Annotated in this window: 14 protein-coding genes and 1 pseudogene; 10 read left to right on the top strand and 5 right to left on the bottom strand. The window is 43.2% G+C overall.

Annotated features, from left to right (window positions below):
• The first annotated feature begins 96 nt into the window (after window positions 1–96).
• The 6 genes from ACR64J_RS08885 (at window position 97) to ACR64J_RS08860 (ending at window position 3,523) form a co-directional block, all read left to right on the top strand.
• Window positions 97–612: a hypothetical protein gene (locus ACR64J_RS08885; protein ID WP_435949340.1), complete on the top strand. Its 516-nt coding sequence runs from the start codon at window positions 97–99 to the stop codon at window positions 610–612.
• A complete protein-coding gene (locus tag ACR64J_RS08880; protein WP_435949339.1) occupies window positions 584–1,111 on the top strand; it encodes a pentapeptide repeat-containing protein in 528 nt (175 codons plus the stop codon). The genes ACR64J_RS08885 and ACR64J_RS08880 overlap by 29 nt, the downstream gene beginning before the upstream one ends.
• Before the next feature lie 118 nt (window positions 1,112–1,229).
• Window positions 1,230–1,766, top strand: coding sequence for a hypothetical protein (locus tag ACR64J_RS08875; protein ID WP_435949338.1), 537 nt, complete (start codon window positions 1,230–1,232; stop codon window positions 1,764–1,766).
• On the top strand, window positions 1,750–2,319 hold the full coding sequence (locus tag ACR64J_RS08870) for a hypothetical protein (protein WP_435949337.1): 570 nt from the start codon (window positions 1,750–1,752) through the stop codon (window positions 2,317–2,319). Before ACR64J_RS08875 ends, ACR64J_RS08870 begins: the two co-directional genes overlap by 17 nt.
• Window positions 2,320–2,340: 21 nt before the next feature.
• Window positions 2,341–3,135, top strand: coding sequence for a tetratricopeptide repeat protein (locus ACR64J_RS08865; RefSeq protein WP_435949336.1), 795 nt, complete (start codon window positions 2,341–2,343; stop codon window positions 3,133–3,135).
• Window positions 3,136–3,295: 160 nt separating this feature from the next.
• Window positions 3,296–3,523, top strand: a complete 228-nt coding sequence (locus tag ACR64J_RS08860; protein WP_435949335.1) for a hypothetical protein — start codon at window positions 3,296–3,298, stop codon at window positions 3,521–3,523.
• Between the two features lie 631 nt (window positions 3,524–4,154).
• Here ACR64J_RS08860 and ACR64J_RS08855 read toward each other — a convergent pair.
• Complete coding sequence (locus ACR64J_RS08855; RefSeq protein ID WP_435949334.1) at window positions 4,155–4,745, bottom strand: YceI family protein; 591 nt, start codon at window positions 4,743–4,745, stop codon at window positions 4,155–4,157.
• A gap of 231 nt (window positions 4,746–4,976) precedes the next feature.
• Window positions 4,977–6,137, bottom strand: a complete 1,161-nt coding sequence (locus ACR64J_RS08850) for an alpha-hydroxy-acid oxidizing protein (protein ID WP_435949333.1) — start codon at window positions 6,135–6,137, stop codon at window positions 4,977–4,979.
• Window positions 6,138–6,502: 365 nt separating this feature from the next.
• On the opposite strand from ACR64J_RS08850, the pseudogene ACR64J_RS08845 reads away from it, so the two are divergent.
• The 3 genes and pseudogenes from ACR64J_RS08845 to ACR64J_RS08835 all read left to right on the top strand — a co-directional run bounded on the left by ACR64J_RS08845 (window position 6,503) and on the right by ACR64J_RS08835 (window position 9,306).
• Window positions 6,503–7,442: pseudogene (locus ACR64J_RS08845) on the top strand (MBL fold metallo-hydrolase).
• 136 nt (window positions 7,443–7,578) lie between these two features.
• Complete coding sequence (locus ACR64J_RS08840; protein WP_435949332.1) at window positions 7,579–8,289, top strand: pirin family protein; 711 nt, start codon at window positions 7,579–7,581, stop codon at window positions 8,287–8,289.
• 33 nt (window positions 8,290–8,322) lie between these two features.
• Complete coding sequence (locus ACR64J_RS08835) at window positions 8,323–9,306, top strand: NERD domain-containing protein (protein ID WP_435949331.1); 984 nt, start codon at window positions 8,323–8,325, stop codon at window positions 9,304–9,306.
• A 3-nt stretch (window positions 9,307–9,309) separates the two neighbouring features.
• On the opposite strand, the gene ACR64J_RS08830 is transcribed toward ACR64J_RS08835, so the two are convergent.
• The 3 genes from ACR64J_RS08830 to exaC form a co-directional block, all read right to left on the bottom strand.
• Window positions 9,310–9,645, bottom strand: a complete 336-nt coding sequence (locus tag ACR64J_RS08830; RefSeq protein WP_435949330.1) for a DUF779 domain-containing protein — start codon at window positions 9,643–9,645, stop codon at window positions 9,310–9,312.
• A 182-nt stretch (window positions 9,646–9,827) separates the two neighbouring features.
• On the bottom strand, window positions 9,828–10,856 hold the full coding sequence (gene adhP, locus ACR64J_RS08825) for an alcohol dehydrogenase AdhP (protein WP_317198620.1): 1,029 nt from the start codon (window positions 10,854–10,856) through the stop codon (window positions 9,828–9,830).
• A 100-nt stretch (window positions 10,857–10,956) separates the two neighbouring features.
• The gene (gene exaC, locus ACR64J_RS08820) at window positions 10,957–12,483 is read right to left on the bottom strand and encodes an acetaldehyde dehydrogenase ExaC (RefSeq protein ID WP_435949329.1); all 1,527 of its coding nucleotides are present in this window, start codon (window positions 12,481–12,483) and stop codon (window positions 10,957–10,959) included.
• Window positions 12,484–12,826: 343 nt separating this feature from the next.
• Between exaC and ACR64J_RS08815 the strand changes: the two genes are divergently transcribed.
• Window positions 12,827–14,758, top strand: a complete 1,932-nt coding sequence (locus tag ACR64J_RS08815) for an AAA family ATPase (protein ID WP_435949328.1) — start codon at window positions 12,827–12,829, stop codon at window positions 14,756–14,758.
• The last annotated feature ends 13 nt before the right edge of the window (window positions 14,759–14,771 follow it).

Genomic DNA, 14,771 nt, shown 5'->3' with positions numbered 1-14,771 from the left:
GATGTAACGAGCTGCGGCGCTAAATTGATTGCTATTCAGCAGTCGTTTGCCGAGTCGGACTTTGAGGTGTTTAGGGTTGAACAGCCTGCGCCTAGGATGGAGCAACCTGAGCCTTTAGTATTTCCTAAGTCGGATCCTGAGGCTTTGTTTGCTAGCTTTGCAGCTTCTGATAGTGATGAAAATATCACTGTAGATAATTACGATGAAAACGGTAACTATTTAGGTACTTATCGTTTAACAGACGGAACTAGCGATTTGTCTGCTTCAATCGCTTCCCCTATGCCAATACCTTTCCCAGGTTCTTTATCACTTCCTAGAGTACCAGCAGGCGTCAGACCCTATCCTTTTACAAACACATATGACCTCCAAAATCCTAAAAATCCATTTGGAAAAAAGTGTCAAGACTTACTTAAAAAAATAAGTAATATAAGGGAACAACTTCATAAGCGAAATAAAGAATTAATTGAAGATGAAAATAAATTACCAGAAAGAGGGATAAATCTTCCAAATTGGGCTACAAAACGTGGTCATCGTGCAATAATACGTATTCAAGAAAACAACCTAAGAAAGAAGGAACAAGAATATGACCAAAACTGCCAATTTCTCGCATAAAGTTGAGATATATAATATAGCTGGCGAGGAAAAATGCTCTTTAATCTCTAATACGATTAAAGAGAATAAACCTGTATTAAGAAGTCTGGTTTACGAAAATCAATTCTTAAACGATTTAGTTATCGACAACCTGATGTTCGAGTTTGGGGAGTTTGACTATACTAAATTTAATAACATTCGTATGACTTCAACAGATCTAGTTGGTGTTTGGGTTACTGATGCTATTTTTTCAGAGTGTGAAATATCAGATGTCTTAGTATATGACTGTACGATGTATGGAGACATATTTAAAAATTGTACGTTCAATAATGTTATTTTCAAAGGTGTTAGTTTAGGAGGAAGCGTATTTAATAACTGTACTTTTGATGACTGTAAATTTACTTCAGATCACATTAATCATTTTACTGATTTATCAGGAGCTATTTTTTCAAACTGTACCCTAAAGAAAACTATTTTTGACGATATTGATATAGATAAAGACACAAAATTACCTCTATAAAATTTTTTCTGGTTCAACTTATTAAGATAATGAGGATTGTAGCTAGTGAAGAAGATGTGCGTAGTTTCATCTGGTTATCAAGAATTCAAGTTGTGCCATTAGTAAGTAGAGGGTAGTTATGAAACCACTATTATTTGGACTATGTTTACTATCTATCTCATTCACTGCTTGTCAGGCAGAGCCTACTACCGAGTATTACCTAACGCCTATTGTTACCGGGCAAGTATTAGATAAAGATACTAGTGAGCCTCTAGATGGGGTAACTATTATTTACACCAGTAGAGAGTTTGTTGAAACAAATAAAGATGGTTTTTTTAGATTACCTGCTATTAAATATGATGTATCTTCTTCACCTGATTACTGGGAATTAAATCAAATAAGTGAAAGCAGCATGGCAGTGCATAGAGAGAACTATAGAAGAAAGTCTTACTGGAACTTCGGTTTCCCAAGACTTAAAGTAAGCAGGTCTTTTGAAGTACCTGAATACGTTCATATAGGCGAGATATACCTTGAAAGATTGCCTTCTGGTGTAAGCATGAATGATGTCGAAGACGACTTTATTGAAAATATGACGTTTTGTCAGCCAAATGAGTCACAAAAAGAAGTGAACTGTATTCCTATGCCAGACGGAGTGAACCGTGAAGATCTTAAGTGAAATTAGCTTATTTAGTCTCGTTTGCCTGATAGCTCTGGTAACTACTTCTTGTATTGCGCAAGAGCCTGAAGTACTTTATGTGACACCTGCTATAAAGGGTCAGCTTATTGACGGGCAAACCGAACAGCCCATTAGTAACGCTACGGTTTATCTAACAGACGACATCCAAGACACCTCTGATGACACAGGTCGCTTTGAGCTGCCCGCTATGCAAAAGATAGCTACAGATGAGATGGACGCAGACTATTTCAATGCAATAGCTGAAGATGCCAATATCATGATCGATACGCAAGGCTATCAGCGACGTCTGTTCGCAATTGATGGCATAGCTCAACCTGAGAGTACTGATTTGAAGACTGCCGTTACTGTTGATATGGGCAATGTTTATTTGAAGCCGTTACCTAATGATGTGCATCGTTATGGAACCGTATATGAATATATAGGCAATATGCCCTACTGCCAGCCTACTGAGTCGCAAAAAGAGGTCAATTGCATACCTGTACTAGAGGGTAAAAGCTATGAGCAAGTCAGTCCGAATCAGCCTATTCAATAAATAGTTTTTAACGAGAATTTGATGGATCTAAAAAGCCTAAATCACTTAACTCAGTCTTTATTATTAGCTACGACGCTATCAGTCGGCTTAACCGTTTCAGCTTGCTCAGCGGAACCTTTAAATATCACTGAATCAGTAAAGCAAAATGATCCTAAACAAACATATGAACTTGGCCTTGCCTACTACGAGGGTGATTCTGTTCCTGAAGACGATGACAAAGCTTTTGAGCTATTTCAAGTAGCTGCCGATCAAGGCTATGCGCCTGCTGAATACTATTTAGGTCTAATGTATTATGACGGTTTGGGAACAGAAAATGACTATCAAAAAGCATTTGCATGGATGCAAAAAGCAGCCAATCAAGAATACGCTGATGCTCAATTTAGTCTCGGTATTATGTATGGAAGTGGAGTAGGTATTGATCAGGATTATGAAAAAGCCATGCAATTGTATTTATTAGCAGCTGATAATGGATCTTTTAATGCTCAAAACAATATTGGCACGATGTACTATTTTGGTAGAGGCGTCACACAAAGCTATACTAAAGCTTTTGAGTGGTACAAAAAAGCTGCTGAACAAGACGTGGGTCTCGCACAATTTAATCTTGGTGACCTTTATGAACAAGGTCAAGGCGTGCCACAAGATTACGAAAAAGCATTTGAATGGTATAAAAAAGCCGCCGATCAAGGCAATCAAGAGGCTAGTAACAGAATCGGCAAACTAGTAATAGACGGAAAAATAGATAATAAAGATATCGTTATATATAGTACTGAAGATACTGGACTCACATTAGGTGATATTGAAGAGATGAGCCAATGATAATGATGACTGTATGAGCCAGTAGTTTTTAGCTCATGCAGTCACTAGTTTATGAAATGTCTAACAACTCCATCACTCCGCCAAACCATCCAACATCGTCTTCACTTCAGTCACGTATTGACCCAAAAGGCTATCAATATAATGCTTTTATGACTGTACAATGTATGGAGACGTATTTGAAAACTGTACGTTCAACAGTGTTGTGTTTAAAGGTGTCAGTTTAGGGGGAAGTGTATTTAATAACTGTACTTTTGATAATTTCAAGTTCACATCAGATCATATAAATCATTTTACTGATCTATCAGGTGCTATTTTCTCAGAGTCCACATTAAAGAAAACTATTTTTGACAATATTGATATAGATAAAGACACAAGATTACCCCTATAAAATCACTTCTGTTCCAACTCCCTGAAATGATTGGAGTACTACAGGTGGATCGTTTACGAAAGCAGTAGATAATAAAGTCTCCTTATTCACTAAAGGTGATCCTAAATGCTTGCTAGAGGAAACCATGACTATCATTTAGTCTTAAATTCTACAACACGAATCAATATTTTAGTTCAATTGTTGGTTCAGGTTGTTTTTAGTGAGTTTTCATAGGATGCGCCCAGCGCATCAACGCATGAATAGGAAACAGATAGATGAATATGTTTATTTACGCAAATGACCATACACTAAATATTATATTTCGCTTACTTCACAAACTTTGCGTCCGAGCGCAACACGATAGCTTTTGCCGAGGGACGAGGTACGCATAAACCATTAAAGAAAACCGACCCATACCTCGCATATTTCCCCACTGTTAAAGTAGCAGATGCTGAGGCTAATCATTTGTCTTTTTATACTTTTGATATAAGACCAAGTAAATGAAATAGCCTTTAACTTTGAGTAGAATAAAAGCATATTGGTGCGTGGAACGCACCCTACAGCACTTTTTAAGCCATAAAACGTCTTATCCTTGAACCAAAAAGAATGACTAGAAAATATTCTAGTCACTCTTTTTTAAATCTGGCAACCCTTAGTTCGCCGCTACCAGCTGACCTGATATCTCAAGTGGTATGTCATTACCAACGAGGTTTGGAAACGCGGTAACGCCGTAGTCGTATCTGTTAATGGTGCCTGTTGCCTTAAACTTGATAACAGGTTGACGGGTGGCAGGGTCATTTTGAACGTTGTTGAGTTTGACCTTGACGGTTAGCGGCTTGGTTTGTCCTAGCACCGTAAAATTGCCAGTAACGTTCGCTTCTTTTGCGTTAATCATGCTGACCTTTTTGGAGACAAAGGTCATTGTCGGATATTGCGCGGTGTTGAGCAGCTCTTTGCGGCGCAAAAAAGCGTTACGCAGAGTGCCACCTGCATCGATGCTGTCAGTTTTTACTGTAAAGTTGATGGTTGTGCTCGTAGGGTTTTTTGCGTCATAACGGATTGAGCCATTCATATCATGAAACTGACCTTCTACCATACCATTGCCAAAGTAGGCGACTTGAAAGTCTACTTGAGTTTTGGGTAGATCCAGTTGCCATTTTTGCGGAGTCGCGGCTTGAGATATCGTAGGTAGGGATAGCAATAAGCTAGCGGCGAGGGTGGTGTTCATAATTGCGGGGTTCATACTCATAGTCCGTGACGCACTGTAAAATGTGTTTGTATTGTAATAGGTAATAAGGGAGTAGCCTACTATATTTGGCACTTTACCCTGTACGATTAAAGTTATCAGTCATTGCGTGGGTAGATTGATAAAGTCATATAAGTGATAATAATGAAACGTTTTGGCATAAAAAAGAGCGACTAAAATAATTTAGTCGCTCTTTTGTTTTAAGGTAATTGCAAGGTTTATACCTAATTAGCCCTCAAAGGTACTGTACTCTTCGTTTTGACCGACGATCTCAATGAAATTTGGGTTTAGATCAGACAGTTTTTGAGCACCAGTGAGGAGCATGGTTGATCTTAGATCATTATTGATGTGCTCAATGACGGATTGTACGCCTTGTGCGCCGCCAAGGCCCAGACCATACATCATCGGACGACCGATAGCGACGGCGTCAGCACCCATAGCCACAGCGCGAACGATGTCGATACCACGACGTACGCCGCCGTCTAAGATAACAGGTACGCGGCCAGCAACGATCTCAACGATAGGGGGTAGGGCAGTAATGCCAGCAGGGACACCATCGATCTGACGACCGCCGTGGTTTGAGACTTGAATAGCATTGGCACCTGCGCGGATGAATCTATCGGTATCATCAGGACGCAAAACACCTTTGACGATAACGGGTAGTCCTGTGAATGTCTTAATAAATTGAATGTCTTCGGTTGTGAGTGAGGTCTTTTGATCAAAGAAGTTACCAAAACCGCCCTTTTTAGGATCATGGTTGGCAAAGGTAGCATCAGGACGGAATGGGCTGCCCATAGCTTTAAAGTCCTCTGGCTGGCCTGGGCCTAGAGCGTCAGCGGTCAAGATAATAGCGGTATAACCAGCCGCTTTGGCACGACTTAACAGTGAGCGCGTTACTTTTATATCATTGTTCCAGTACAGCTGAAACCATTTTGGACCCGTAGTGGCCTTGGCGATCTCCTCTAGCGTTGCGTTTGAGGCACCCGATGAGCAATACAAGGTATTAGCAAGACCTGCGCCGCGAGCGGTGTCTTTTTCGCCTTGCTCATGCACCATCATATGTGCGCCCATAGGCGCTACCATGACAGGAGACGGCATATTTAGACCGAGCAGACGCGTTGAGATGTCGATATCATCGTTGGTTAAACCGACTAAGCGCTTGGCTGCAATGCGATAATCATTAAAAGCACGGCGGTTTTCACGTAGGGTCCACTCATCACCTGCGCCGCCTGATACAAAGGCATAGCCTGCTTTTGGAATAGCGGCGCGTGCTTCAACTTGCAAGCGATCTAAGCTAATAATATTGAGTTTTTTCTCAGCCGTGCTTGCCATATAAGGTACAGCGGGACGGCTGGCATCGTTTGCTGCTGCGAACACTTGGGTGCTCATTAGCGGTAGAGCACCAAGACCGACGCCTGCGGCGCCTAATAACTTGCGTCTTGAAATCGTTTTTTGCTTAATTCGTGAGTGGTATTTACTGATGGTTTCATTATTCTTCCTTTAATTAATGAGAACTGATATGAGCATTTGTCAGAGCATTATAATAAATAATGAATGTTTGATGTTAACTATTTATTAACTATGCGCTACGACAGTTAATTAAAACTTCAAATTACTGATTATTTGTTATATATTATTACAGGTTAGTAACTTCTTGTGATTTGATCTATCCATTCTCTAACTTTTTTTGTCGCCGAGTCAATATTATTGTTTCAATTATATTAAGGACTATTATGGTTTTATTCAAAAAATCCATGCTGACTCTTGCCAGTCTGACCCTGTCAGTTGCGGCGTCTGCAGCGTCCGATACGGGCATTAGTGTCGATAAATCCAACATTACGACTCGTGCTGTATTGCCAGACTTTACTGTTGGCATGTGTGATGATGCCGCACCTACTTTAACCAAACTCAAAGATAATCTGTATCGTCATACCAATGGTTCAGGGCTTGCAGTCCAAAGTGGTATCGTTATGATTACTGATGAAGGCGCGTTAGTTGTCGATGCAGGCGCGACTTGCGCGGCCCAGTGGCTTAGCAAAGAGATCCAAAGCCGCTTTGGTGTTCCTGTCAAATACAACGTCTTGACCCATGCTCACGCCGATCACATGGCAGGTAGCAGGTAGTCAAGTGTTTCAGCAGCAAGGCGCGACCATCGTCGCTCATAGAAACGCGATCGAGCCTGTCATTGGCGAGAGAATGCCGTATGCTATTCCAGATAAAGTGTTCGATGAAGACATGACCATTACCCTTGGCGGCGAGACCGTTGAGCTACACCGCGTCGATCCTAGTCATTCAAATAGCATGACCATGGTACTATTCCCGCGCCAAAAAGCCCTACAATGTACTGATGTCTGTCAAAACAAAACCATGCCATACAATGACTTTTTAGACTTTTACTATGATGGCTGGATTGACACTTTAGATTGGGTCATCGCACAAGACGTCGATATCATCGATATCGGTCATTACACGCCCGCGACCAAAGCTGAGCAAGTGGCGCTACGTGATTACATGGTCGATTTGCACAAGCAAGTTCTGACGCTTGAGCGCGCAGGTCAAAGCTGGGATCAGCTCTATCGCAATGTTAAGTTTAGCCCAGAGGTACAAAGCTGGACTAACTTTAGCAATATGAAAACTCTCAATACGCTTGGCATGCACCGCTGGGTAAAAAATCATCGCCGCGGTATGTGGTAGGCTACTGTTTATTAAAAGCCAAAAGCTAAAAGCTAAAAGCTAAAATTTAATAGTGATAAATGAGTTGTTAGAATCATCTAGCAGCTCTTTTTTATGAGTTAACATATTCATAGGGTCACTCAAACTAGGATATATTATGAAAACTATCCATCATCCTGCAAATAAACGTGGCGGCTCCTATCAGGGTTGGCTAAAATCTAAGCATACCTTTAGCTTTGGCGACTATTACGATCGCGCGCGGGTCGGCTTTGGCGCACTTAAAGTCATTAACGATGATCATATCGAAGGCGGGCACGGACTTAGCTCACACTCTCACCGTAATATGGAGATTGTTAGTATTCCATTATCGGGCACGCTGTTGCACAAGGATAATATGGACAACGAGAGTATCATCAAAAGTGGTGAGATTCAGATCATGTCAGCGGGTACAGGCGTCGTACATTCTGAGAGTAATGTCAGCCTAGATATACCTGTGAAGTTCTTACAAATTTGGCTAGAACCTAACAAAAAAAACGTCACTCCGCGCTATCAGCAGGTCAGTATTATTGATTTGCTAAAGCATAACCAATTCGCTCAAGTGCTATCACCAAATGCAGATGACGCAGGCTTGTGGATTTATCAAGAGGCGTGGTTTAGTGTCGGTGAGTTTGATGCAGGCGTGACCAAAACTTATGCCTTAAATGACACCAGCAGTGGCGCTTATGTCTTTATGATTTCAGGCAGTGTGATTATCGATGGCACTGTATTGCAGCCGCGTGATGGCTTGGGTATTACCGAGACGAATAAGTTTGCGATGGATGTCATTAGCAAGGCGCAGGTACTGGTGATGGAAGTGCCAGTTAGATAACTATTCTAAGAATATAGGTTAAGGATAAAAACCATGTCTCTTATGTCCAGTTTCAAAGGTGTTTTGGGCGAAACCGTTATTAATGTCGCTATGTGGCTCAAGCTTGAAAAAGACATTTATCATCGTTTAAACAATATTACCTTGCCACTAGCTAATGACGGTAGTACCCAGATCGATCATATCATTGTTTCAGTGTATGGCATCTTTGTGATTGAAACCAAGAATTATAAAGGCTGGATATATGGTAGAGAAAAGCAGCGTCAGTGGACGCAAGCCTTCGCAAATGGTCAAAAATTTAAATTTCAAAATCCACTTCGGCAGAATTATCTACACATCAAAACGCTAGCGGATCTGCTTGAGCTGGATATGAGTTACTTTCATTCTATGATAGCCTTCATTGGTGAGTGCGAGCTTAAGACGCGTGATGAGCTGCCAGAGCATGTACTAACGAGCGGTATGGCCTCTTATGTAAAGAAAAAACAGGATAAGGTACTCAGCGAAGAAGAGGTCAAGTCTATCGTTGAGCAGATTGAGACTAATAGATTTAATAAATCTTGGCGTACTAATCGGCAGCATAAAGCCTATTTAAAAAATAAACATAGCACTTCAAAGAAAAACAACTCTAACACTACCAAAGAGTCTGAGAGGCAATTAGACGTTAAATCATCCTCGAAACTAACAGCAAAAAAGACGCTTAAGAGTAGTGAGGTACATCAGTGGTCAGGTCAAGTTGAACAAGATGATCCGTCGAGAATGCCATTTACGAGCGAAAACGCGGTTTTTATGACGCCGTTTGAGGTTGTAGATGACAAAAGTGAGTCGCTTAGGGCGTTTGAGCAACCAATAGCGATTCTTGAAGACATTAAAAAGCCTACTATTTTGGCCCAAACCATGACTTGTCCAAAATGTAATAGCGAGATGCTCAAGCGCGTGGCTAAAAAAGGCGCGCGTCAAGGTCAGGTATTTTACGGTTGTAGCCAGTTTCCCAAATGCCGCGGGGTGATGAATATCAACTAAGAATCATTCGACATCTACCGCACAAATCTCAGAGCGCACAATAAAACGCTTACCCTCTGGTATCTCAAGCGAAAAACTTGCGCCGCGACCATTGACCACATCGATAGTTAGATCGGTATGTTGCCACAGCTTATGCTGCGCACGACCCATATAAAACGGACAGCCTGCCAGCTCACCGACGAACACATCTTGAGCGCCAGTCTTAAACTCGCCTAACGGATAGCACATCGGCGAGCTGCCATCACAGCAGCCGCCAGACTGATGGAACATGAGATCGCCGTGTTTGGACTTCAATAGCTCGATTAATTCGGCGCAAGACGCTGTCGCTGCAAGTTTCATAGTGTACTCCTTGTCTTTTAGTCAAGATTTTCCAAAATTGCCCTGTCATAACATAAAAGGTCGCATTGTTCTTAGTCATACTATTAATAGTATGGCATCAAAAACAATACGACCATTTTTTAGAGTTTCAATGACAAGTGATAGCAATACTGATATAACATCGCAATGCTACCTGTTAATCACTACATGGTATAGTCAATCACAATACGTCCCTCGATCTTGCCATCACGCATACGATCGAAGATATCATTGATATTCTCGAGTGGTTCAGCGGCAACGGTCGCTTTCACTTTGCCTTTAGCTGCCATATCTAACGACTCTTGTAGATCAAGGCGTGTACCGACAATTGAGCCGCGAATAGTAATACCGTTCAATACCGTATCAAAGATAGAAACTGGGAAGTCGCCTGTAGGTAGGCCATTACAGACTAAAGTACCACCACGTCTTAACATGCTTAGTGCTTGCTCAAACGCTGTAGAGGATACCGCTGTGACTAGTACTCCATGCGCGCCGCCGATTTCCTGTTGTAGGTACTCGCCAGGATCTGTGTTTTTGGCATTAACAGTGACTTTAGCGCCGAGTTTTTCGGCGAACGCTAGCTTTTCATCATCAATATCGACCGCAGCAACATTAAGTCCCATAGCCACAGCATACTGTACCGCCATGTGACCGAGGCCGCCGATACCTGAAATCACTACCCAATCACCAGGCTTGGTATCCGTCATTTTTAGGCCTTTATAGACAGTGACACCTGCGCATAAGACAGGGGCAACCTCTACAGAGTCGACGCTTTCTGGGATAATGCCTACATAGTCGGCGTCCGCCAGGACATACTCTGCAAAGCTACCATTGACCGAATAGCCTGAATTTTCTTGCTTTAGGCACAACGTCTCCCAGCCACCTAAACAATGCGTACAGTGTCCGCAAGCAGAGTAGAGCCAGGGCACACCGACTCGGTCGCCTTCTTTGACGTGATGGACGTTGTCGCCGACAGAGGTGATGATACCGACGCCTTCGTGTCCAGGGATAAATGGTGGACTTGGTTTGACTGGCCAATCTCCTTCAACGGCATGAAGGTCCGTGTGACAGACGCCTGAAGCCTCCATTTTTACTAAGATCTGACCGGCACCTACGGTTGGGATGTCTACTTCTTCAATCTGTAGCGGTTGATTAAACTCATGTAGGACAGCTGCTTTCATTTTATTAGCCATGTTACTTACTCCTTGAAATTGCTTTATAGATTAATGCTTTATAAACATTAATCAGTGAGGCGCCTTATGGGTCTAATCATAAAGCGCTGTGAACAAGTGTTTAAAAGAAGCCCATCGCTTTAGGACTATAAGAGACCAGCATGTTTTTGGTTTGCTGATAATGGTCGAGCATCATTAAGTGGTTTTCGCGTCCAATGCCGGATTGCTTATAACCGCCGAATGCAGAATGCGCAGGGTAGATGTGATAGCAGTTGGTCCATACGCGTCCAGCTTGAATACCACGTCCGAAGCGGTAAGCTTTGTGTACACTACGCGTCCAAACGCCAGCGCCCAGGCCATATAACGTATCATTAGCGATACTCATCGCTTCTTCATCGTCTTTAAAAGTCGTGACCGCAAGTACGGGACCGAAGATTTCTTCTTGGAACACGCGCATGTCGTTAGTGCCTTCAAAGATCGTCGGCTGTACGTAATAGCCATCGCCAAGATCGCCGTCATGTTTGGCACGCTCGCCGCCGACCAATACTTTTGCGCCTTCTTTTTTACCGATATCTAAGTAAGATAAGATTTTCTCTAATTGATCAGAGCTGGCTTGCGCGCCAATCATAGTATCGGTATCGAGTGGGTTGCCCATCTTAATGGCTTTGACGCGCTCAACACAGCGTTTGATAAACTCATCATAGATACTCTCATGCACCAGCGCGCGTGAGGGACAAGTGCAGACCTCGCCTTGGTTCAGGGCGAACATAACCAGACCTTCGACCGCTTTATCCAAGAAGTCATCATCTTCATCCATAATATCGGCAAAGAAAATGTTGGGGCTCTTGCCGCCCAGCTCTAGCGTTACTGGTATGATGTTTTCGCTAGCGTATTGCATGATAAGGCGACCAGTAGTGGTCTCGCCAGTAAAGGCCACTTTATTAATACGCGGATTGGAGGCAAGAGGCTTACCTGCTTCGACACCAAAACCATTAACGACGTTGACGACACCTTTTGGTAGAATGTCAGCGATGCCAATGGTCTCAAGCATAAACAGGATAGAAGCTGGTGTTTGCTCGGCAGGCTTTAGTACCACACAGTTACCAGCGGCAAGCGCGGGAGCGAGCTTCCATACGGCCATCAGAATGGGGAAGTTCCACGGGATAATTTGTCCGACAACGCCGAGAGGCTCATGGAAGTGATAAGCAACGGTGTCTTCATCGATCTGGCTGATGCCGCCCTCTTGCGCGCGGATAGCACTGGCAAAATAGCGAAAATGATCAATGGCGAGTGGTATATCAGCGGCTAAAGTTTCGCGTACCGCTTTGCCGTTTTCATAGGATTCAGCGATAGCAATGGCCTCGAGATTGGCCTCCATCTTATCGGCAATTTTGAGTAGTAGATTAGCGCGCTCAGTGACACTAGTTTTGCCCCAAGCATCTTTGGCGGCATGCGCGGCATCTAAGGCTTTTTCGATATCGGCTTCTTTTGAGCGTGCCACTTGGCAGATGGTTTTGCCATCGATAGGACTTGGGTTATCAAAATATTCACCATCAGTGGGCGGCGTCCATTCTCCATTAATAAAGTTGTCGTACTTGTCACGGAACTGAACGGTGCTATCTTGGGTGTTGGGATAGGGGTATAACATAAACGATTCCTTGTTAAGTTGGTGCTATCAGTACAGGCTAACTCTTGCCTGTGGGTCTACTTAATAGCGTATAAAAAATATAATAAAATTAAGTATTTATAAAATAGCTTTTACTCTTAGCGGTGTTTTATATAAAAGCTATTACCTTATCCTACTAAGCTTTTGTAAGAAGTGATAGTGACTAATAATAGTCATATGTTAGTGCTGCGATAACTTTAAGTTATCAATGCGCAAGTTGTTAAAAAGGTTCGCAAAGCCTGATGAGCTGTTATAATAATTGCCATTTATTTAGCCTACCGCGCCTTGGTAGCTCACTTATCTTTTAGACTACTGGTTTGGATCTATGCGTCAATCTTCTGCTCTTGATATCTTGCAAACAGGCCAAAATGTCTTTTTGACTGGCTCAGCAGGCTCAGGCAAGACTTATACCCTCAATCAATATATTAATTATCTGCGTGCACGCCGCGTCCCTGTTGCAGTGACGGCTAGCACTGGTATTGCTGCAACGCATATGAATGGCACGACGATACATAGCTGGTCGGGCATTGGCATCAAAGATGAGCTGACGGATCGAGATTTGACCAACTTATCGCGTAAGCAATTTTTAGCCGATAGACTCAAAGACACTGCTGTCCTCATCATTGATGAGATATCGATGCTCCATGCCAAGCAGCTCAATCTAGTCAATCAAGTGCTCAAACACGTGCGCAAAAACGATAATGCTTTTGGCGGGATTCAGGTCGTCGTCGCTGGTGACTTTTTTCAGCTGCCGCCTATTGGCAGTCGCGGCGAGAGCAATCGGGACAAGTTTGCCTTTATGTCTGAGGCTTGGCTTGATGCCAAGTTCCATATCTGCTACTTATCCGAGCAGCATCGGCAGGTAAGCGAGGCGGCAAATGGTGGTTTAGATTTGGATGACATTCTCAATCAAATTAGGCGTCAAGAAGTCACCTTTGAGGCTATCGAGGCGCTAGAGGCAACCTACGATCAAGACGTCGATATCAGTCGCACACGGTTATATACCCATAATCTCAATGTTAATAAGATCAATGACAAGGAGCTTGCCGCGTTAGAGGGCGAGACCATGCGCTTTGAGGCAAGTGCCACAGGGGATAGTAAGCTCGTTGATACGCTCAAAAAAACCGTACGTACCCAAAATGATCTGACGCTAAAGGTCGGTGCTAAAGTGATGTTTATCAAAAATAACACTGAGCTTGGCGTCTCTAATGGCACGATGGGCGAATTGGTTGGTTTTGCCGCAGTAAAAATCGATGACAAGGACAAAGCCCAAAATGATGCTTTAATAGCGAGCGATAAAAAAGCTATTGAAATCGATGATAATGATGGGGTCAGCACCGAGCAAAAAAGTGCAAAACAACAAGAAAGGTCTAAATCTAAACAACCTGCTACGCAAAAGATGCCCGTCGTCAGGCTCAACTCAGGGCGCGAGGTCGTCGCTGAGGTAGAGGAATGGATCATCGAAGATGAGAGCGGAGAGGTATTGGCAAGCTATGAGCAAGTGCCGCTGTGCTTAGCATGGGCGATTACTATCCATAAATCGCAAGGCATGACCTTGGACGCCGCTGAGATTGATCTGTCGCGTACCTTTGAGCTGGGTCAGGGTTATGTCGCGCTCTCACGCCTTAAGTCACTGGCAGGACTACAACTGCTTGGCATGAACGATATGAGCTTGCAACTAGACCCATTAGCACGCGGAGCCGACAAGCGCTTTTTGACACTATCAGAAGAAGCGGATGCCAATTACGCGATGCTTGATGACAAAAGCATGAAACAGGCGCATGATAAGTTCATCCTAAAGTCAGGTGGCACCCTGAGTCAATCAGTAATCGATGCTTATGAGGGTCTACAAAAGCGTCGCCGCGAGCGCATAAAAGCGGTGCAGGACAAAAAGCAAAAACTAGGCAACCAAGTCGCTGATAAGTCAGAAAGCACGCTATTATTGACTAAGATGCTGCTGGAGGAGAGCTTGTCCATTGCCGAGATCGCGCAAGAGCGCGAGCTGGCGCAGTCGACAATCATGCGTCATATCAGTGAGCTCAAACGCCAAGATCCAAGCCTTGCCTGTGATCATCTGCGTCCTAATGATGAAGTCATGACCGCTGTTGGTAATGCTTATGTAGCGATTAAAGTGGCCAATAATCCTAATGACTTTAACGATGATGGTAGCGTCAAGATTAAGCCTATTTACGAGAGTCTTAAACAAAGCGTGGACTATAATGCTATTCGCTTGGCACTCATATTTATCTCGCCTTAAATTATCGTGCTTT

This window comes from Psychrobacter sp. DM8, assembly GCF_051307025.1.
Taxonomy (GTDB): Bacteria; Pseudomonadota; Gammaproteobacteria; order Pseudomonadales; family Moraxellaceae; genus Psychrobacter.
This window is presented reverse-complemented; position numbering and strand designations above follow the sequence as displayed.